Genomic DNA, 19,326 nt, shown 5'->3' with positions numbered 1-19,326 from the left:
TGCTAGCTATCGTCCTCGTCCGGTTTGTCCGGTTTCGCGGCCACGATCGCGCCGACTTCCCCCTCGGCCTGCTCCTCCGCCTCGGCCTCGGGGTCCTTGGCCAACAGCACCTGCATGGCGTTGTTCAAGAACGCCACAGTCGGCACAGCCAGCAGAGCCCCGACAATTCCGGCCAGCACGCCCCCGGTGGCGATGGCCAGCACCACAGCCAGCGGGTGGATGGAGACGGCGCGACCCATTACCAACGGCTGCAGCACATGCGCTTCGAGCTGGTTGACCACGATCAGCAGGCCCAGGGTGAGCAAGGCGTAAACGATGCCCTTGGCCAGCAATGCCACCACCACCGCGAGTAGGCCGGAGACCAGCGCACCGATCAGCGGGACAAATGCACCCAGGAACACCAGCGAGGCCAACGGCAGCGCCAGCGGCACACCCATGATCGCCAACCCCGCGCCAACCCCGGCCGCGTCGGTCAGCGCGACCAGGAAAGTGGCGCGGATATATCCGGTCAGGGCGCCGTATCCAGCGCGGCCGGCCTCGTGGACCCGGTTCCGCACGTGCGCGGGCACGATCTTGGCGACGTACTGCCAGATGTTGCGGCCCCCGTAGAGGAAGAAGATGAGGGTGAACAGCACTAGCACTGCGGCGGTAGCAAGTTCGGTGATGGTGGCTGCGGTGGACAACGCGCCGCTGGTCAGCTTCGCCTGATTGTTGCGAAGCGCCTGGATCGCGGAGTTACCGGCGTTGTCGATCTGTTCGCTGCGCAGATGGAGCGGGCCTTCGATCAGCCATCTGCGAGTGGAATCGATGCTGTGCTCGACCTGGGTGACCAGGTCGGGCAGACCGACGATGAATTGGCTGACGACGAACGTCAGGATGCCGCCCAGGATCGCGAAGCCGGCCAGCAACACCAGCGTCACTGCGACACCGCGCGGCACTCCCCGCGTGTCCAGCCAATCCACCAACGGCATCAACAACGCGCTGAACATCAGCGCGAGCAGCACCGGAACTACGATGACCTCGAGCTTTTCCACCACCCACAGCAGCGCTACCCCGGCCGCAACGATGACCAACAGTCGCCAGGACCAAGCAGCGGTCTTCCGTACGAGTGGACTCACCGCATCGTCATCGAGGGACATGGGGCAAGCGTATCCGGCCGATCCGGCTGGCAAACACGCCCGCCACGATCCGGTCACGACCCAAGAACGACCCCGACACGTCAGCGACGTGCACCGATGGGTCCACGCAAGGCAGGGTTACCCTAGTTCGATGTCACCGACCGCCGCGGCCCGCAAGCTCGTGGATTGGTGGCCGGGCAGTCTGGCACGCAGCAGGCAAGCGCCCCAGCGGGGCAGGTACTGGTGGCTGCGGTGGGCGGTGCTTGCGGTTGTGGCCGTGGTGCTCGTGGTCGAGATCGTGTTGGTGCGTGACCAGTTGGCCAAGGCGTGGACCAGCTTGTACGAGGCCAAGTGGTGGTGGCTGGTCGCGGCGATGGTTGCCGCGGCGGCGTCGATGCACAGTTTCGCCCAGATTCAGCGCACACTGCTGAACTCCGCCGGTGTGCATGTCAAGCAATTGCGTTCGGAGGCAGCGTTTTACGCCGCGAACTCACTGAGCACCACGCTGCCCGGCGGCCCGGTGATCTCGGCGACGTTCCTGCTGCGCCAGCAGCGCATCTGGGGCGCCTCGACGGTGGTGGCCTCGTGGCAGCTAGTGATGTCGGGGGCACTGCAGGCGGTGGGCCTGGCGGTGCTGGGTTTGGGCGGCGCGTTCTTCCTGGGCGCCAAGAACAACCCCTTCACGTTGCTGTTCACCCTGGGCGGGTTCGTGGTGCTGCTGCTGTTGGCGCAGGCGGTGGCGTCGCGGCCGGAGCTGATCGAGGGCATCGGACTCAAGGTCCTGTCGTGGGTCAACTCGGTTCGCGGCAGGCCGGCCGATACCGGCGCGGCGAAGTGGCGCGAGATCCTGATGCAGCTCGAGTCGGTGAGCCTGAGCCGCCGCGACCTGGGTGCGGCGTTCAGCTGGTCGCTGTTCAACTGGGTTGCCGACGTCGCCTGCCTGGGCTTCGCCGCCTACGCTGCCGGTGATCACGCGTCGGTGGCCGGGTTGACGGTCGCGTACGCCGCTGCGCGTGCGGTCGGGACGATCCCGCTGATGCCCGGCGGGCTGCTGGTGGTGGAAGCGGTGCTGGTGCCCGGGCTGGTGTCCAGCGGGATGGCGCTTCCGAATGCCATCTCGGCCATGCTGATTTATCGACTGATCAGCTGGCTGTTCATCGCTGCGATCGGCTGGGTGGTGTTCTTCCTGATGTTCCGCACCGATAAGGGCGCGGGGTCCGACGCCGACGATCCACCCACTGACCCGGGATTGCGCGGCCACGGCCTAAATGCCTGGCAAGCCTTCGAGGATCCGGTGGAAACTGCGCTACAGGGTCCGTTACCGCCGCCCGATCACACCTAGCCGTTGTTCGGTTTGGGTCCGGGCAGTGGCCCAGCCCCGCCGAGCGGACTTGCCGGCGTCCCTGCCGCTGGGGTCCCACCGCCGGGCAACCCGGGCACACTGGGCAGTCCGCCGCCTTGAGCAGCTTGGATCAGGCTGAGCGCCTGCGGCAGTGTGATAGGCAGCTTGCACTGCGTGCCCAGCTTGTTGAGCGGGTTGGCCAGCCCCTGCAGGTCCAGCGCGACCTTCGGGTTGGCCTCGAAGTACGCCTTTAGGGTCGCCGCCGACTGCGGACCCGTGGGCTCCTGCATCGCGGCCGTCAACGCCTTGTTGGTGTCCTCATGTGAGTCCAGGTAGTCGCCAGTTTGCTTGGCGACCGTGCCGATGGTGCGGGCCACCTCGCTGGCCGCGCACGGATCCGGTGACGCCGAGGCGGTGGGGGCGCCGATGAAGCCGCCTGTCAACGCCGCCACAGCGACAAACAGGCCGCGGCGCACGATCGCACTGGTTGGCTTCATCGGATCACTCCTCCAGGATTCGCACAGAGGCCGCCGGCACAAGTCCCCCCAATGCCTGCGCGGCCATTCGACATCCTGCCATCCAGCCCACTGCGGTGCCAGTTCGCACCGCCGATCACGACTTCACAACGATCCGAGCGAACGGCTGTCGTCGCAGCTCAGGAACCGATAAGCAGGCTTTGAACGCAGGAGTAGGCTCGCGGTCAGGCGCTGGGCAAGGAACACGGGGAGTCGAGAAATCCAGCAGTTCATGATGCGGCTGAGCCGTAACCTACGCAGGTTCCGCTGGTTTGTTTTCACAGGCTGGCTGCTCGCGTTGGTTCCGGCGGTGTATCTGGCGATGACGCAGTCGGGCAATCTGACCGGCGGCGGGTTCGAGGTTGCCGGTTCTCAGTCGCTGGCCGTGCACGACCAGCTCGTCGCGCAATACCCCGACCAGGGCTCGTCCCCGCTGGCGCTGGTGGCGGCTCCCCGTGCCGACGCCACCTACCAGGACATCGACGACGCGGTCACCGATCTGCGGCACATTGCCGGCGAGCTGCCGGGCGTTAGCGAAGTGCCCAACCCCACCCAACGCCCGCCGCAACCCGACCGGCCCTATGTGGTGACCCTGCATCTGGACGTCCGCAACCCCGGCACCAGCGATGTGGCCAAGAAGCTGCGACAGCGGATCGGCGTCCAGGACGACCGCTCCGGCCAGACCGCCAACGGTCATGTGCGGCTCTACGTCATCGGTCAGGGAGCGCTTTCCGCGGCCGCGGCGGCCAACACCAAGCACGACATCGCCAAGGCCGAGGAATGGAACCTCCCGATTATCCTGATCGTGCTTTTGGCGGTCTTCGGTTCGCTGGCAGCCGCGACGATCCCACTGGCGTTGGGCATCTGCACCGTCGTCGTGACGATGGGACTGGTCTATCTGCTGTCCAGTTACACCACGATCTCGGTCTTCGTGACGTCGACTGTGTCCATGTTCGGCATCGCGCTGGCCGTCGACTATTCGCTGTTCATCCTGATGCGTTTCCGCGAGGAATTGCGCGCCGGCCGCCAGCCCAAAGAAGCGGTGGACGCGGCCATGGCCACCTCCGGGTTGGCGGTGGTGTTGTCCGGCCTGACCGTCATCGCCTCGCTCACCGGCACCTACGTCATCAACACCCCGGCACTGCGCTCGATGGCCACCGGCGCGATCCTGGCAGTCGCGGTCGCCATGCTGACATCGACGACTCTGACGCCGGCGTTGTTGGCCACCTTCTCGCGGGCCGCGGCCAAGCGGTCGGCGCTGCTGCACTGGTCGCGCCGACCGGAGAGCACGGTGTCGCGGTTCTGGACCCGCTGGGTCGGCTGGGTGATGCGCCGGCCCTGGATCTCGGCGCTCGCGGCCTCGGCCCTGCTGCTGCTCATGGCCGCGCCGGCCACCTCGATGGTGTTGGGCAACAGCCTGCTGCGCCAGTTCGACTCGAGCCATGAGATCCGCGCCGGCGTAGCGGCCGCCGCTGAGGCGCTCGGACCGGGTGCGCTGGGACCGGTCCAGGTTATCGTCGCCTTTCCCGACGCGGATGCGACCGCACCGGAGCACGCCGCGACGGTCGCCGCCGTCCGGCAGAAGATGATGCAGGCGCCCAACGTCGCCTCGGTCGCCCCTCCAGCGTTCGCGGAGGACAAGAACAGTGCGCTGTTGTCGGCGGTGCTGTCGGTCGATCCCGAGGACATGCGTGCGCGGCACACCGTCGACTGGATGCGCCATGAGCTCCCCGGTGTCAACGCGGACGTCGACGTTTCCGTCGGCGGATCGACCGCGCTGATCAAGGACTTCGACAACCGGGTCGCCGAAACCCAGCCGCTGGTGCTCGGCTTCGTCGCGCTGATCGCCTTCGTCATGCTGCTGCTCTCGGTGCACTCGGTATTGCTGGCCCTCAAGGGCGTGCTGATGACGCTGCTGTCGGTGGCGGCCGCGTATGGCTCCCTGGTGATGGTTTTCCAGTGGGGCTGGGCGCAGGCGCTGGGTTTCCCGCACCTGCCGTCGATCGACAGCACGGTGCCGCCGCTGGTCCTGGCGATGACATTCGGGTTATCGATGGACTACGAGATCTTCCTGTTGACGCGGATCCGGGAGCGTTTCCTGCAAACCGGTCATACCCGGGACGCGGTCGCTTACGGCGTCAGTACCAGCGCACGCACTATTACCAGCGCCGCGCTGATCATGATCGCGGTGTTTTGCGGCTTCGCGTTCGCGGGAATGCCGCTGGTTGCCGAGATCGGCGTCGCGTGTGCCGTGGCGATTGCCGTTGACGCCACCGTGGTGCGACTGGTCCTGGTGCCGGCGCTGATGGCGATGTTCGCCAAGTGGAACTGGTGGCTGCCGGCCTGGTTGGGCCGGATCCTGCCGTCGGTCGACTTTGACCGTCCGCTGCCCGACGTCGACCTCGGCGGTGTCGTCGTCATCCCTGAGGACATCACTGCGGCGATCGCGCCCAGCGCCGATCTGCGCATGGTGATCAAGTCGGCTGCAAAGTTCAAACACCTTGCGCCCCAGACTATTTGCGTCGCCGACCCATTCGCATTCAGCGGCTGCGAGCGCAATGGGTCTGATCGGGATTTGGCTGATGCCGAAACTGAAGCCTTGGCCGTTGCCTCGGGTCCGGTCGGAAAGGTCGGCCTGGCCTACCGTACCGGCATTGCTAAGGCCATGGCATGGACCGATCGTCCGGTACACCCGGTGACGTTGTGGCGCGGCCGGCTGTCGGTGGCCCTGGATGCCCTGGACCGCAAAGGCAGGAAATCTGGACCCACCTACCGGCGGCGCAGCCCGGTGGAGACAACCAACGTCCAGCTGCCCACCGGCGATCGGCTGCAGATCCCGACCGGGGCCGAAGCGCTGCGCCTCAAGGGCTACCTGATCATGACCCGTAACACCCGGTCCGATTACGCCGATTTTGCTGACATGGTGAAGGTGATGGAACCCGAGGCCGTTGCCGCGGTGCTGGCCGGGATGGATAACTATTACTGTTGTCAGCCTCCCAACTCGCAGCGGCACGGTATGGCCACCCAGCTGGTCCGCCGCCTGGCAGATCCGGACCCGTGCGACCTTGAGGTCGAGACAGACCCGGACGCACCGGCAGACTGGGAGGAAGTGAGGCAGCGCTGCCTGTCAGTGGCTGTGGCGATGTTGGAGGAGGCGAGGTGACGTTGGCTGCCGACCAGCGGAAAGCCGCGCCCGCTCCGCACGGCCGGGGCCGCACGCCCCGACCCGGCGCAGTTCCCGACGCCGACCCGCAGCCGGTCGAGTTCTGGTCCACCGCCGCCATCCGTTCGGCGCTGCAAGGCGGCGAAATCGGCACCTGGAAGCGGATCGCCGCCGCGCTCAAACGCGATCCCTACGGCCGCACTGCGCGCCAGGTCGAGGAGATTTTGGGGGGATCTCGTCCGGTCGGCATCGCCAAAGCGTTGTGGGAGGTCCTTGAACGCGCCCGCGCCCACCTGGAGGCCAACGAGCGTGCCGAGGTGGCCCGTCATGTCAATCTGCTGATGGACCGTTGTGGTCTGGCTCAGCAGGAATTCGCATCGCGTATCGGGGTATCCGTCAACGACCTCGCCGCCTATCTCGACGGCAGTGTCAGCCCATCGGCCTCGCTGATGATCCGGATGCGACGACTGTCCGACCGCTTCGTCCGGGTGAAGAACGAGCGACCGCCTGACGCTTAGCCTCAGCGGGCGCTGATCGGCAGCACATCCTGCACCAGCCAGTCGTTGCCGTGCTTGGTCAGCGCCACCAGCAGGGCAACCGGCTGCGAGTTGGGTGGCTTGCCGGGCTCGTTCTGGGTGACCCGCATGACCACCGCGACCCGGGCCGCCGTCGGGCCCATCGCCTCGACGCCGGCGGCCATCGTGGCGGCCTGGGCTGTCACCTTGCGCTGCACCAGATCGGCGGTGGTCTTGCCGTATCCCTCTTTGAACTTGGTCGCCTGTTCGGGCACCATCAGCGACGCGGCCCGGTCAATGGAGGCGCTCGGATCCGTGGGCGAGAGTGACGTGATGGCTTCGGCCACCGTGGTGGCGACCTGTACCACCGCCACCGAGTTCCGTTTGAAGTCGTCGTCCTTGCTGGTCCAGTGCGTGTAGCCGGTGATCACCGCTGCGCACAGCGCCGCCGCGGCCAGCAAGACGACGGCCAGGCGCAGGCCGGGCGCGTCGTCGTCGGTTCCCACGCTGACGGCGTCGCGGCGCAACAGCCATAAGTTGACCAGCACGCCCTGCACGATCAGCAGCGCCAGCGCTGTGCCGACCGCCACCCACCACTTCGGCCATTCCAGCACCACCCCAATAGCGCCGAGCGCGGCGATGGCGGCCAGCGGCGCCAGGATGTCGAAGACCACCAGCCGCCACGCGTTCCTCATCGCAGCGACTCCAGGCCGGAGATCATCAGCTTGCCGTCGATCTGTGAGACGTCCAGCCGCAGATTCCACTGGACCACCTGCGGTTTTCCTCCGATATTCTCTGCGACCGACGTCGCGACGACGAGCACCGAGTCGGTGCGGGTGGCGAACGCGGGCAGTTTGGTTGTCACCACCGGTCGCGGCGAGCCGGGCACCGTGTCCAGGTCGCGGTGCACGGTGTCGATGGCCACCGCCGCCACCTGCCCGCTGCTCTTGGCCTGCAGTTTCTGCGCGAGCTTTCGGTAGTCCTGGATAGCCGCTTCGAAGTCGGTGTTGAGGTCGCCGACCGTTCCTTCGTGCAGTCGCTGCAGGCTGGCGTCGAGGTTGCTGGTGTTCATGTTGATTAGCACGTTGGACCAGTCGCTGGCCGCCTGCATGACCCTGGTCAGGTAGGCGCGCTCGCCGGAGTCGTCGCGGTGGCTGGTCCAGATGAGCACACCGAGGACCACGGCTGCCACCGACACCAGGCCCAGCACGGCCGATCCAATGCCGTAGCCGGAGATCATCGCTTCGTCGGTGTCGTCTTCGTCAGCGTCTTCGGCGTCCTCGTCAGCGTCCTCGGTGTCGCCAGCGCGGTCGGAACCTTCGCCGACGTCGGCACGGTCGTCGGGTTGGTCGGGTTCGTCGTCCGACGGCTTCTCGGTTTTCTCCAGGTCAGACATGGCCCGATCGTCGCACCCGAAACAAGGTGGAAGGATGGCGGGGTGACAGTAGAGGCAATCCGCTCGGGCATCGACCTGAGCTACGTCGACCCCGCCGCCCGCCCCCAGGACGACCTCTTCGGTCATGTGAACGGCCGCTGGTTGTCCGAGTACGACATCCCGGCCGACCGCGCCACCGACGGTGCCTTTCGGACGCTGTTCGACCGCGCCGAGGAGCAGGTGCGCGACCTGATCATCCAAGCCAGCGCAAGCCAAGCAGCCGGCGGCACCGACGAGCAGCGTATCGGTGACCTCTACGCCAGCTTCCTCGATGAGGAGACTGTCGAGCACCGCGGTTTGCAACCGTTGCATGACGAGCTGGCCGTCGTCGACGGTGCGGCCAACCGCACCGTCCTGGCGGCGGTGATCGGTGCACTGCAGCGCACCGGGGTGGGCGGCGGCGTCGGGATTTACGTCGACACCGACTCGAAGAATTCCAACCGCTACCTGGCACACTTCAGTCAGTCCGGGATCGGACTGCCCGACGAGTCGTACTACCGTGACGAGCAACACGCCGCGGTGCTCGAGGCCTATCCGGGCCACATCGCCCGCATGTTCGCTCTGGTGTTCGGCGGCAGCAGGGACGACCACGCCGAAACGGCGGCCCGCATCGTGGCCCTGGAAAGCAAACTGGCTGCCGCACATTGGGATGTGGTCAAGCGGCGCGACGCCGAACTCACCTACAACCTGCGCACTTTCGCCGATCTGCAGACCCAAGGCGCGGGTTTCGACTGGTCCGGCTGGGCGGCCGGACTGGGAACCGCACCGGAGGCGGTGGCCGAAGTGGTTGTCCGCCAACCCGATTATCTCACCGCGTTTTCGGCGCTCTGGGATAGCGAGGAGTTTGAAGACTGGAAGGCATGGGCGCGCTGGCGGTTAATCCGGGCTCGGTCACCGTGGCTGACCAAGGAGATGGTCGACGCCGACTTCGACTTCTACGGCCGCCGGCTGACCGGTACCGAGCAGATTCGGGACCGTTGGAAGCGGGCGGTCGCCCTGGTCGAGACGTTGATGGGCGATGCCGTCGGAAAGCTCTACGTGGCAAAGCATTTCCCGCCGGACGCCAAGGCGCGCATCGACAAGCTGGTGGAGAATCTGCAGGAGGCGTACCGGATCAGCATCAGCGACCTGGATTGGATGACGCCAGAGACCCGGCAGCGGGCGTTGAAGAAGCTGTCCAAGTTCACCGCGAAGGTGGGGTACCCGGTGTCCTGGCGCGACTACTCCGCGCTGGTCATCGACCGAGACGATCTGTACGGCAACTTCCAGCGCGGTTATGCCGTCAACCACGACCGCGAGCTGGCCAAGTTAGGGGGGCCGGTGGACCGGGATGAGTGGTTCATGACGCCGCAGACCGTCAACGCCTACTACAACCCGGGTATGAACGAAATCGTCTTTCCCGCAGCCATTCTGCAGCCGCCGTTCTTCGATGCCGACGCCGACGACGCCGCCAACTACGGTGGGATCGGTGCTGTGATCGGGCACGAGATCGGGCACGGATTCGACGACCAGGGTGCCAAGTATGACGGCGACGGCAACCTTGTCGATTGGTGGACCGACGACGACCGCACTGAGTTCGGCGCCCGGACCAAGGCGTTGATCGAGCAGTACGAGGCGTACACGCCGCGCGAGCTCGACGGCAGCCACCATGTGAATGGCGCTTTCACCGTCGGCGAGAACATCGGCGACCTGGGCGGGCTGTCCATCGCGCTGCTGGCCTACCAGTTGTCATTGAACGGTGAGCCCGCACCGGTGATCGACGGATTGACCGGCGTGCAGCGGGTGTTCTTCGGCTGGGCCCAGGTGTGGCGTACGAAATCCCGTGACGCCGAGGCGATTCGCCGGCTGGCAGTGGATCCGCACTCGCCGCCGGAGTTTCGCTGCAATGGCGTGATCCGAAACGTCGACGCGTTCTACGAGGCGTTCGAGGTGTCCGAGGACGATGCGCTGTTCCTGGAACCCCAACGGCGGGTGCGCATCTGGAACTGATCTTCTACTGTCCATGCGTTGCGGGCAAAAGTCCCCGCCTCACCGGCCAGCAGATCCAGTGCGATGTCGACGATCATGTCTTCCTGGCCACCCACCAGGCCGCGGCGACCCACCTCCAACAGCAAACTGCGGGCGTCGACACCATAGGTGCGCGAGGCAGTTTCGGCATGGCGCAGGAACGATGAGTAGACGCCCGCGTAACCGAGCGTGAGCGTCTCACGATCGACCTGCACCGGCCGATCTCGCAACGGCCGGACCAGGCCTTCGGCCGCATCCTGAAGTGCGAACAAGTCGCAACCGTGCCGCCAGCCCAGCAAGTCGGCAACGGCGACAAACGCTTCAATGGAAGTATTTCCGGCGCCCGCCCCCTGGCCAGCCAGGGAGGCATCGACGCGTGCGACACCCTCTTCGACCGCAACAACGCTATTGGCCACGGCCAAGCTCAAGTTCTGGTGGGCATGTATGCCGACCTCGGTGTTCAGATCAAGTACGTCGCGGAAGGCCCGTATCCGGTCTCGAACACCATCCATAGTGAGCCTTCCTCCGGAATCAGTGACGTAAACGCAGTGAGCACCATAGGATTCCATCATTTTGGCCTGAGTGGCCAACCGGGCTGGTTCGGCCATGTGACTCATCATCAGGAAGCCGGCCACATCCATTCCGAGCTCGCGGGCGGTGGCTATGTGCTGAGCGGATATGTCGGCCTCGGTGCAATGCGTAGCGATCCGGATCGAAGCAACACCCAGCGCGTGCGCACGCTTGAGTTCGGATATGGTGCCGATGCCGGGCAGCAGCAGCGTAGTAATCACCGCGCCATCGACCGCGTCGACGGCCGCCTCTATCCATTGCCAGTCTGTGTGGCTGCCGGGACCGTAGGTCAGGGAACCGCCGGCCAAGCCGTCGCCGTGCGCGACCTCGATGGCATCGACGCCCGCTGAGTCGAGCGCGCCCGCGATGCGGGCGACGTCACGCCGACCGATGCGATGCCGGATGGCGTGCATGCCGTCGCGCAGAGTCACGTCTTGGATGTAGAGCTTGTTTTCCATCAGGCATCCGCTGACAGTGCCGAACGATGACGACGCCGGGCAACTGATTCGGCGACCTGTAAGGCTGCCGAGGTCATGATGTCGAGGTTGCCGGCATAGGCGGGCAGGTACTGCGCAGCGCCTTCTACCTCGATGAATACCGACACCTTGGTACGTACTAACGCGGTGTCGCACGACACCAGGGTGTCGACGGGGTAGTCCTGGCCCAGCGGGGTGAACTGCACAGGCTGTTTGAGGCGGTAGCCGGGCACGTAGGCAGCGACCCTGGCGATCATGGCCTCGATCGACGCCGTGACCGCGTCGTGGTCCGCCGCACCGATCAGGCAGAGGACGGTGTCGCGCATCATCAGAGGAGGCTCTGCGGGATTCAGGATGATGATGGCCTTTCCGCGTCTTGCGCAGCCGACGGTTTCGATTGCGCGCGAGGTAGTTTCGGTAAACTCATCGATATTGGCGCGAGTCCCGGGACCTGCCGATTTGGCTGCAATGCAGGCCACGATCTCGGCATAGTGCACGGTTGTCACGTCCGCCACCGCCGCAACTATCGGAATGGTGGCCTGTCCCCCGCAGGTGACCATATTCAGATTGGTCGCCCCGGCCTCCAGATGTGCGTGCAGGTTCACCGACGGCACTACGAAAGGACCAATCGCCGCCGGTGTCAGGTCGATCAGTGTTTTCCCGTAAGGCGCCAGGGCGGCGGCATTGGCGCGGTGGGCGGCGGCGGATGTGGCGTCACAAACAATATCGATGTCGGCGAATCCAGGCATGGCGATAAGTCCTTCGACGCCACGGTGAGTGATAGGTATTCCGGACCGAGCGGCCCGGGCGAGACCGTCAGATGCGGTGTCGATCCCCACCATTGCGGCCACCTCGAGGAGCTCTGCGGAACAGAGGATCTTTATCATCAGGTCGGTGCCGATATTGCCTGAACCGAGCACCGCGACTTTCGTTCTCTTCATCGCTGGCCTCCGGGTGAGAAGAGGACGGAAACCGTTCCCAATGCGCCGATTTCAGCCCGGATATGGGTGCCCGCAGGTGTGAGGACCATGGGCCCCAATGCCCCGGACAGCACCAGCTGGCCGGCCCGCAGCGGATCGCCGAAGGCGGCGGCGGTGCTCGCCAGCCAGGCCAACGCAGCAAGGGGGTCGCCCAGACATGCAGTGCCGACTCCCTGGGAAGCCAACCTGTCGTTGGCGTACATCCGCATTACGACTCCCCGGGTATCGAGCTCCGCGATAGGCAGTCGCCGCTCACCCAGGACGAACAGTCCACTCGACGCATTGTCCGCGATGGTGTCGGCGATGCTCAGATCCCAGTCGGAGATCCGGCTGTCAACAATCTCCACTGCGCCGACGGCATAGTCAATCGCAGCGCGGATACGTTTCGGATCATCCGGGTCAGTGAGGTCGTTCTTCAGCGCGAAGGCAATTTCGGCCTCCGCTCTGGGCTGCAGTAACAGGTCGGCAGGCACCACACCCGATGCCGAGATATCCATATCCGCAAGCAGCACCCCGAAGTCGGGTTGGTCGACACCGAGCTGCTGCTGCACTGCTGGCGATGTGAGGCCGATCTTGCGCCCAACGACGACCCCGCCGGCGGCGACTCGGCGTGCAACGAGTTCCTGCTGAACCGCGTATGCAGCGTCGATGGAGTGGGCACCGATGACGGTCCGTATCGGGGCGGTGGGCCGACGCGTATGAGAGGCACACCATAACCGGTCGGCGGCGGCCCGTACGGCAGGGTCCCGGAGATTCCCCCGCGTGCTGGTATCGGCACCGTATTCCACGCTCCCGCTCACATGCACCTCGAGGCTTCTACGGGTGCTGCTGTGCGGGTGGGAAATTGAAAAAAGTGGCCCATAAAGGTAACCGTGCCGCGGCGACCGCGGATACTGAAGCAATGCGTCCCGCAGAGTGGCACACCAAAACCCAACCGGCCACCTCGGTGATCCACCGGATGACACAGATCATCGCTGCGTTGTACCACTTCGAAACGCCTTGTGGGATACGCGAACTCGCGCGGTACACTGGCTTACCGCCCTCTACGGTGGGGCGCCTGGTCAGGGATATGATCCCCGCGGGATTGCTCGACCGGCACGCCGGGGGAGTCACCCTGGGGCTACAGGTCTTCCAGTGGGGTTCCCGCGCTTGGCAGCCGAGGTTCCCGCTCGATGCTGCGATGCCGCTGCTCACTGATCTCTACGCAACCACGCAGCAGACAATTCATCTGGCTGTGCTCGACGGGGCGGATGTGCTCTATCTCGAGATACTGCCGAGATTGGGTGGCCCTCAGTTGCCGTCGCGGGTAGGTGGACGGTTGCCAGCGCACGCAACCGGTGTCGGTAAGGCGCTGTTGGCTGCCTCGCCAGCGCGAGTAGTCGACGAACTCGTCGCCACAGGTCTACCCAGCCTGGGGCCACGTACGATCCGGCAGCCCGGATTGCTGAGGCGGCAGCTCGCCCGCGTAGCGACGACAGGTATAGCGGTGGACCATGAAGAGTCTGGCCCCGGGATCGTCTGCGTCGCAACAGTTATCCGCGACACCCGGGACAATCCGGTGGCGGCGATTTCGGCGGCGGGATGGTCGGGGAAGATGAATGTGCGCCAGGTCGCTTCGGCGGTGTACAGCACGGCGCACGCCATCGGCCGCACTCTGCGGCCGGCCGGAGACGGCATTCGGTGCTGGCGGCCCGATCCGTCAGATAGCATCCCAGCAAATCCGTCCCACCGCAAACCGAAACCGCAACCGCGATACGAGTGAGCTAGGAAGGTTCGGCATGATCACCGCATTCGTAATGATCGTCGCTGCCAAACAAGGAGTCGCCGAGTTGGCCGAGGCGCTGACCGATATCGGCGGCATCAGCGAGGTGTACTCGGTTACCGGCGAATTCGACGTCATCGCCGTCCTTCGGGTCGCTGAGTTCGACCGCGTCGCGGAGCTGGTGACAAGCGAGATCTCGAAGCTCCCGCATGTGCTCGATACTCGGACTCACATCGCCTTTCGCGCGTACTCGCGGATGGATCTCGAAGCAATGTTCTCCATCGGCGCGGACTGAAGCACTTCCGCATCCGTCATCCGCCACGTATCTCGTTCGTCGACTGGCGGCGGTGTTGAAGTCATACCGTTGCCCATACGCAATGCCGCTTCGGTAGGGAATTCAGTATTTCAGCGGATGCGGCTGCCGGCGCGGGTGGGGATAGTGACCTGGCCACGAGTTAGCGCCGAGCGCAAGGAGATGAGTGTAGTGACTTCGGCTGATGAACGCGTTGATGCGGCTACGGGCGCTGGAGGTTCGGTTGGGGCTTCGAAGTGGCCGCGCTACCTGCAAGCCGAATATGGATTCAGCAACCACTGGCACCCGGTCCTGTTCAGCCACGAGGTGGCAGAGGACGACTTCGCGACGGTGACACTGTTGGGTCGACGAATCCTGTTGACGCGCAGCGACGGGCAGGTCAGAGCGATCGCCGATCGGTGCGCACACCGTGGGGTCAAGTTCTCTGCACAACCGCTGTGTTTTGCCAAGGGCACGGTTTCGTGTTGGTACCACGGCTGGACTTATCGCCTGGAAGATGGAGAACTCTGCGATGTGTTGACTTCGCCTAACTCGCCGATAATCGGTCAGGTCTCGGTGCCTGTGTATCCCGTGACCGAACGCCAGGGACTGGTGTTCGTGTTCGTCGGCGACGCTGAACCCCACGACCTCAGCCACGATGTGCCACCTGGATTCTTGGATTCCGACACTCATTGCCTCGGGATTCGCCGCACTGTGGCCTCCAACTGGCGGCTCGGTGTGGAGAACGGCTTCGACACTACGCACATCTTCATGCACCGTAATTCCCCACTGGTTCAACAGAACAACCTCGCGCTGCCATTCGGATTCGTGCCGGCCGACCGGGGCGCCATGAGCGTGCATTCCGAGGGTTGGCCTAAAGGTGTCGTCGACAACCTGGCGCAGAACTACCAGCCGGTTTTCGAGGCACGGCTAGGCGGCGAGCCCGTGCTGCGCTGCGAACTAACCGGTGACGAGAAGCTGGTGGCCGCTCAGGTCAGTGTCTGGCTGCCGGGGGTGCTGAAGGTGGATCCATTCCCTGACCCCTCATTGATCCAATACGAGTTCTACGTTCCCATCACGGCCACCAGTCACGAATACTTCCAGGTGCTACAGCGCAGAGTACGTTCAGCAGACGACATTGCCTCCTACAAAAGCGAATTCGAGTCCAAGTGGCGCGATTTGGCATTACACGGTTTCAACGACGATGACGTCTGGGCACGCGAAGCGCAAGAAGAGTTCTACCGCGACCACGACGGCTGGGCAAACGAACATCTATTCCCGCCGGACATGTGCATAACCAAGTGGCGCCAACTGGCCTCAAACCACGCCAGCGGTATCGCGGCGCCCTAGCAACGGCACATTGCCGCCTGGCCAGCATCACCCTGCTGTGTTCACGCAGTAATCAATATTCTTTTTCAACAACTTTCGCGGGTGGGTGAGACGCGACTGGACCCCCATCGCCGCACAGGCCGGGCGCCAAGTGGCTTGGACTGATTTCGACACCGAGAGGATATAACCATGACGCCCCGTCCAATCCGGCGGTGGTCAATGACATTCGTGTCTTTGGCGGTTGTCGCTTTCAGTGGGTTCTGCGGCGTCGACGCGACGCCGACCGCACATGCCGATGAGTCCCAGTACCAGGAGTTCTACACGCCACCCGACCCCCTCCCCGCGGGTGTACCCGGTGATGTAATCCGAAGTGAGCCTAGCAGATTGGTACTGGAGCCATCTGGGCAGCTAGGTGCGCTCATGGCGGCCGGGACACGTCTCATGTACCGCAGCACCGATACTCGCGGGAATCCGGTGGCCGTCACCGGCACGTACCTCGAGCCGGAAAACCCGTGGCCCGGCAACGGACCGCGTCCCCTCATCGCGTTCGGGACGTTGCCGTACGGCCTCGGGGAGCAATGTGCCCCATCCCGATTGTTCAATCAGGGGATACACGCTTCGGTAGGCAATTCAGGTTTCGATCTGATGTTCAACTTTGAAGAGACCTTCATCGCGACGATGGTCGCACGCGGATTTGCGATTGTGGTGACCGACTATGAGGGGCTTGGAGTCCCAGGCAAGATACAACCTTTCATGAACCGGGTTTCCCAGGGCCACGTCCTCATCGATGCGGCGCGGGCAGCTATGCGACTTCCGGGTACTTCCCTTAACCACCAAGGGCCGGTGGCATTTTGGGGCTATTCGCAAGGAGGCGAAGCGTCTGCCTCGGCCGCCGAGCTGGCCCCCTCGTATGCCCCGGACCTCGACGTGGTGGGCGCCTGGGCCGGTGCACCCCCTGCTGATTTGTCCCAGATCATGCCCTTCGCCGACGGCAGCATGCTGGTGGGTTCCTTGGGTTATCTACTTAACGGCGTCGCCGCGGCGTATCCCGAGGTAGCCGGTCCGCTCATGGGCACCCTGACCGAACGTGGTGTCGAACTCGTCCAGCGCACTCAGGTGATGTGTCTGGTCGAAACAATTGCCAGCTTCGGATTTCGCCATATCGCACCGTATTTCAACACCGACCTCGGCGAGCTGATGGGGTCCTCGCCGCTCAAGGAAATCCTCGCCGCCCAGCGCCTGGGAACCCTGAAGCCAACCGCGCCGGTGTTCATCGACTCCAACCGCTACGACCCGTTCGTTCCGTGGGCTGGGGCCAAGCAGCTCGGCCTCGACTGGTGTGCCAAAGGCGCCGACGTGGAGTTCTGGACGAACGAGCAGCCGCCATTCCTCAACAAGACGGACACCAATCACCTGCTGACCTACTTTGTCGACGGCGAGAGGTCCATGCAGTGGATTGCCGACCGGTTCAACCGGGTCCCGACCACGCCGAACTGCTCGGCGATCGAGGGCCAGTGAAGGCAGCCCCGGCGACTGTGGTCACACTGCATCGAGCTTTTGTTGGCCGACAACCCAGCCCGCAATCTGGCTGCGTCCGTTGAATCCGAGTTTGGTCAGGATGTGCTGTACATGACTATCGATGGTGCGGCTGGACAACACCAGTTGAACGCCGATTTCGCGGTTGGTCATGCCACGCGCCACGAGGGTGGCGACCTCGATTTCCCGCGGGGTCAGCCGCGCGGGGACTGCTGGCTCGGCAGCGTCGGGTGGCCTGTCGGTACCCAGGGCGAGGGCACCGCCGGGGATCTGGTTCCCGGCCCCGATCAGGGAATCCGCCACTCGCACGCCAAGCGCCTGGCGAAGGCTTGCCTCGGTACTCAGATGGCATTCGGCCAAGTGCCTGCCAAACCTGCCCATCGACGTTCCCAGGCTGTCCCACACCGCATTGGCCTCACCCTGCAGACGCGCGCCGTCCTCGAAACGTCGGTCGGACACCGCGATCCACGAAAGCATCTCGACCATATGCGCGACGCCAAGGTGATCCCCGTACTCTTGTTTCACCTTGAGGCTTTCCCGGGCCAGTTGTTCCGCACCGCGGTAGTCGCCAACGGTCCACTTGTTCAACGCCAGTGCCCACAGCGTGTACGACGCGCCCCATCGGTCGCCGTACCGCCCGCTCAGCCGAATTGAAAGTTCGCAGAGCGCAGCGGCTTTGTCGTGGTTCCCGGCGAACACGTAGACCACGGCCAGTTGAAACAACATGTACAGTGCGGCCACACCATCGTCGCGTTCTTCATAATCGGCCAGCGCGTTTTCGTAGTGTCCACGCGCGCGTACCAGATCGCCGTGGAACAGGGCAGCCATGCCACGCAGTTGCGCCACTGCGCCGGCCGGCATCTGAAAGCCCCGATCAAGATGTTCGACTTGATCGAGTCGGCTTTGGGCGTCTGCCAGCTCCCCTCGTAGCAGCGCCAGGTACGCGTCGACCCACATGGCGCGGCCCTGTGCAAGGCTCGCGGGTCTGGCGTCGGCGATCCGCAGTGCCTCACCGAGCCAACGGCGACCTTCACCGATGTTGCCCCCGGCAATCCAATACCATTGCAGCGCTGAGGCCAACGCACATGCCTCGTTGACGAATCCCGATTCCAAATAGCTGTCAAGCGCGCTACGTAGGTTGGCGAAGTCTTCCCGAAGCCGGACCAGCCAGTCCGCTTGTTCGGGTCCGCACCATTCGGCGAGGCTGCGCTGCGCAACCGCGCAAAAGTATTCGCGGTGTGCCTCCTCGAGGCGATCGCGGTCGGCTGTCGCAAGCCGCGCCGCGCCATGTTCGCGAACGGTTTCCAATAGCCGATATCGTTTACGATCCCTACCGGGCTCCGCGATCAGAATCGACTTACGGACCAGCGCATCAACAAGGTCGACAAGTTCGTCGGCGGCGAAATCCGGTCCGTCGCATACTGTTTCTACGGCAGCCAGGTCGAAGCTGCCGGCGAACACCGACAATTGCGCCCATAACCGTTGCTCGCTCGTTGAGCACAGCGCATGACTCCAGTCGATCAGCGCCTGCAGTGTCTGATGTCGCGGTAGAGCCGAGCTGTCGCCGGCGGTAAGCAACTGAAACCGACGGTCCAGTCGCTCCAGGACATCGGCAACAGTGAGCGTTCGCAGCCGCGCGGCCGCGAGTTCGATAGCCAACGGTATGCCGTCGAGACGTTCACACAGCCGAGCCACCAACCTGCTGTTCTCGTCGGTGACCACGAACCCCGACCCGCAATCGGAGGCGCGGGCACACAGCAGCGCCACCGAATCGAAACGATCTAACGACGACGCGTCGAGATCGGTGGCCGAACTGGGTGTCGACATGGGCGGCACCGTGAAGATCTGTTCCCCGAACACACCAAGCGAATGACGACTGGTGACCAGGATGTGCAAGTTCGGTGACGTGCGCAGCAGCGCACTGACTAATTGCGCGCACGAGTCACTGAGATGCTCGCAGTTATCCAGGATGACCAGAAGATGTTTGTTCTCCAGGTGACGTTGTAGCTGCAGCAGCGGCGACCGCGTGGTGTGCTTGATCACCCCCAATGCGTCGGCCACCGCGTCAGCCACCAATGCAGCATCCTGCAAAGCCGCCAATTCGACGAACCACGTGCCGTCGTGGAATGCGCGCTGCACATCGCGGGCGACTTCAAGGGCCATCCGCGTCTTTCCGACCCCACCAGCGCCCGTCAACGTCATTAGGCGCGAATTGGCAAGCTGCGCGCGCAAACTCGCTAGTTCACGACGCCGACCAATAAAGTCGGTGACCTCAGCGGGCAGATT

At 64.4% G+C, this 19,326-nt stretch carries 16 protein-coding genes; 8 read left to right on the top strand and 8 right to left on the bottom strand.

Annotation, left to right across the window (positions count from 1 at the left end):
- Positions 1–2: 2 nt before the first annotated feature.
- On the bottom strand, positions 3–1,139 hold the full coding sequence (locus tag H0P51_RS02565; RefSeq protein ID WP_180916500.1) for an AI-2E family transporter: 1,137 nt from the start codon (positions 1,137–1,139) through the stop codon (positions 3–5).
- 130 nt (positions 1,140–1,269) lie between these two features.
- Here H0P51_RS02565 and H0P51_RS02560 point away from each other — a divergent pair, with 130 nt between their 5' ends.
- Positions 1,270–2,460: a lysylphosphatidylglycerol synthase transmembrane domain-containing protein gene (locus H0P51_RS02560; protein ID WP_180916499.1), complete on the top strand. Its 1,191-nt coding sequence runs from the start codon at positions 1,270–1,272 to the stop codon at positions 2,458–2,460.
- Here H0P51_RS02560 and H0P51_RS02555 read toward each other — a convergent pair.
- Positions 2,457–2,957 (bottom strand): hemophore, encoded by a 501-nt coding sequence (locus tag H0P51_RS02555; RefSeq protein ID WP_180916498.1) that lies wholly within the window; start codon positions 2,955–2,957, stop codon positions 2,457–2,459. The genes H0P51_RS02560 and H0P51_RS02555 overlap by 4 nt on opposite strands.
- Positions 2,958–3,207: 250 nt before the next feature.
- On the opposite strand from H0P51_RS02555, the gene H0P51_RS02550 reads away from it, so the two are divergent.
- Both H0P51_RS02550 and H0P51_RS02545 read left to right on the top strand, forming a co-directional pair.
- Complete coding sequence (locus H0P51_RS02550; protein ID WP_180916497.1) at positions 3,208–6,138, top strand: MMPL family transporter; 2,931 nt, start codon at positions 3,208–3,210, stop codon at positions 6,136–6,138.
- Positions 6,135–6,656: a helix-turn-helix domain-containing protein gene (locus H0P51_RS02545; protein ID WP_180916496.1), complete on the top strand. Its 522-nt coding sequence runs from the start codon at positions 6,135–6,137 to the stop codon at positions 6,654–6,656. Before H0P51_RS02550 ends, H0P51_RS02545 begins: the two co-directional genes overlap by 4 nt.
- 2 nt (positions 6,657–6,658) lie before the next feature.
- Here H0P51_RS02545 and H0P51_RS02540 read toward each other — a convergent pair whose 3' ends face one another.
- Entirely contained in the window at positions 6,659–7,348 is a 690-nt protein-coding gene (locus H0P51_RS02540) for a hypothetical protein (protein ID WP_180916495.1), read from the bottom strand.
- Positions 7,345–8,049 carry a hypothetical protein gene (locus tag H0P51_RS02535; RefSeq protein WP_180916494.1) on the bottom strand — a complete coding sequence of 235 codons (705 nt, stop codon included), beginning with the start codon at positions 8,047–8,049 and terminating at the stop codon, positions 7,345–7,347. Before H0P51_RS02535 ends, H0P51_RS02540 begins: the two co-directional genes overlap by 4 nt.
- 42 nt (positions 8,050–8,091) lie before the next feature.
- Between H0P51_RS02535 and H0P51_RS02530 the strand changes: the two genes are divergently transcribed.
- Positions 8,092–10,077, top strand: coding sequence for a M13 family metallopeptidase (locus tag H0P51_RS02530; RefSeq protein ID WP_180916493.1), 1,986 nt, complete (start codon positions 8,092–8,094; stop codon positions 10,075–10,077).
- Here H0P51_RS02530 and dmpG read toward each other — a convergent pair.
- Genes dmpG through H0P51_RS02515 form a run of 3 tightly spaced genes read right to left on the bottom strand, consistent with a single transcriptional unit; the run spans position 10,002 to position 12,909 of the window.
- On the bottom strand, positions 10,002–11,123 hold the full coding sequence (gene dmpG / locus H0P51_RS02525; RefSeq protein WP_180916492.1) for a 4-hydroxy-2-oxovalerate aldolase: 1,122 nt from the start codon (positions 11,121–11,123) through the stop codon (positions 10,002–10,004). The two genes, H0P51_RS02530 and dmpG, sit on opposite strands and share 76 nt — an antisense overlap.
- Positions 11,123–12,082 carry an acetaldehyde dehydrogenase (acetylating) gene (locus H0P51_RS02520; protein WP_180916491.1) on the bottom strand — a complete coding sequence of 320 codons (960 nt, stop codon included), beginning with the start codon at positions 12,080–12,082 and terminating at the stop codon, positions 11,123–11,125. The genes dmpG and H0P51_RS02520 overlap by 1 nt, the downstream gene beginning before the upstream one ends.
- The gene (locus H0P51_RS02515) at positions 12,079–12,909 is read right to left on the bottom strand and encodes a 2-keto-4-pentenoate hydratase (protein WP_180918691.1); all 831 of its coding nucleotides are present in this window, start codon (positions 12,907–12,909) and stop codon (positions 12,079–12,081) included. Before H0P51_RS02515 ends, H0P51_RS02520 begins: the two co-directional genes overlap by 4 nt.
- A gap of 113 nt (positions 12,910–13,022) precedes the next feature.
- Here H0P51_RS02515 and H0P51_RS02510 point away from each other — a divergent pair, with 113 nt between their 5' ends.
- The 4 genes from H0P51_RS02510 (at position 13,023) to H0P51_RS02495 (ending at position 17,022) form a co-directional block, all read left to right on the top strand.
- Positions 13,023–13,883 (top strand): IclR family transcriptional regulator, encoded by an 861-nt coding sequence (locus tag H0P51_RS02510; protein ID WP_180916490.1) that lies wholly within the window; start codon positions 13,023–13,025, stop codon positions 13,881–13,883.
- A 16-nt stretch (positions 13,884–13,899) separates the two neighbouring features.
- Entirely contained in the window at positions 13,900–14,178 is a 279-nt protein-coding gene (locus H0P51_RS02505) for an Lrp/AsnC family transcriptional regulator (RefSeq protein ID WP_180916489.1), read from the top strand.
- A 189-nt stretch (positions 14,179–14,367) separates the two neighbouring features.
- Positions 14,368–15,525, top strand: a complete 1,158-nt coding sequence (locus H0P51_RS02500) for a Rieske 2Fe-2S domain-containing protein (RefSeq protein ID WP_213016721.1) — start codon at positions 14,368–14,370, stop codon at positions 15,523–15,525.
- 198 nt (positions 15,526–15,723) lie between these two features.
- Complete coding sequence (locus tag H0P51_RS02495) at positions 15,724–17,022, top strand: lipase family protein (protein WP_246398350.1); 1,299 nt, start codon at positions 15,724–15,726, stop codon at positions 17,020–17,022.
- 21 nt (positions 17,023–17,043) lie between these two features.
- Here the strand turns inward: H0P51_RS02495 and H0P51_RS02490 are convergent, their stop codons facing one another.
- Complete coding sequence (locus tag H0P51_RS02490) at positions 17,044–19,242, bottom strand: helix-turn-helix transcriptional regulator (protein WP_281374037.1); 2,199 nt, start codon at positions 19,240–19,242, stop codon at positions 17,044–17,046.
- Between the last annotated feature and the right edge of the window lie 84 nt (positions 19,243–19,326).

It is taken from the genome of Mycobacterium vicinigordonae (genome assembly GCF_013466425.1).
Lineage (GTDB): Bacteria > Actinomycetota > Actinomycetes > Mycobacteriales > Mycobacteriaceae > Mycobacterium > Mycobacterium vicinigordonae.
This window is presented reverse-complemented; position numbering and strand designations above follow the sequence as displayed.

Coding starts and splice junctions, on each gene's coding strand:
- H0P51_RS02565 (WP_180916500.1), bottom strand. CDS start 1,139: ATGTCCCTCGATGACGATGCGGTGAGTCCACTCGTACGGAAGACCGCT.
- H0P51_RS02560 (WP_180916499.1), top strand. CDS start 1,270: ATGTCACCGACCGCCGCGGCCCGCAAGCTCGTGGATTGGTGGCCGGGC.
- H0P51_RS02555 (WP_180916498.1), bottom strand. CDS start 2,957: ATGAAGCCAACCAGTGCGATCGTGCGCCGCGGCCTGTTTGTCGCTGTG.
- H0P51_RS02550 (WP_180916497.1), top strand. CDS start 3,208: ATGATGCGGCTGAGCCGTAACCTACGCAGGTTCCGCTGGTTTGTTTTC.
- H0P51_RS02540 (WP_180916495.1), bottom strand. CDS start 7,348: ATGAGGAACGCGTGGCGGCTGGTGGTCTTCGACATCCTGGCGCCGCTG.
- H0P51_RS02535 (WP_180916494.1), bottom strand. CDS start 8,049: ATGTCTGACCTGGAGAAAACCGAGAAGCCGTCGGACGACGAACCCGAC.
- dmpG (WP_180916492.1), bottom strand. CDS start 11,123: ATGGAAAACAAGCTCTACATCCAAGACGTGACTCTGCGCGACGGCATG.
- H0P51_RS02520 (WP_180916491.1), bottom strand. CDS start 12,082: ATGAAGAGAACGAAAGTCGCGGTGCTCGGTTCAGGCAATATCGGCACC.
- H0P51_RS02510 (WP_180916490.1), top strand. CDS start 13,023: ATGCGTCCCGCAGAGTGGCACACCAAAACCCAACCGGCCACCTCGGTG.
- H0P51_RS02505 (WP_180916489.1), top strand. CDS start 13,900: ATGATCACCGCATTCGTAATGATCGTCGCTGCCAAACAAGGAGTCGCC.
- H0P51_RS02495 (WP_246398350.1), top strand. CDS start 15,724: ATGACATTCGTGTCTTTGGCGGTTGTCGCTTTCAGTGGGTTCTGCGGC.
- H0P51_RS02490 (WP_281374037.1), bottom strand. CDS start 19,242: ATGACGTTGACGGGCGCTGGTGGGGTCGGAAAGACGCGGATGGCCCTT.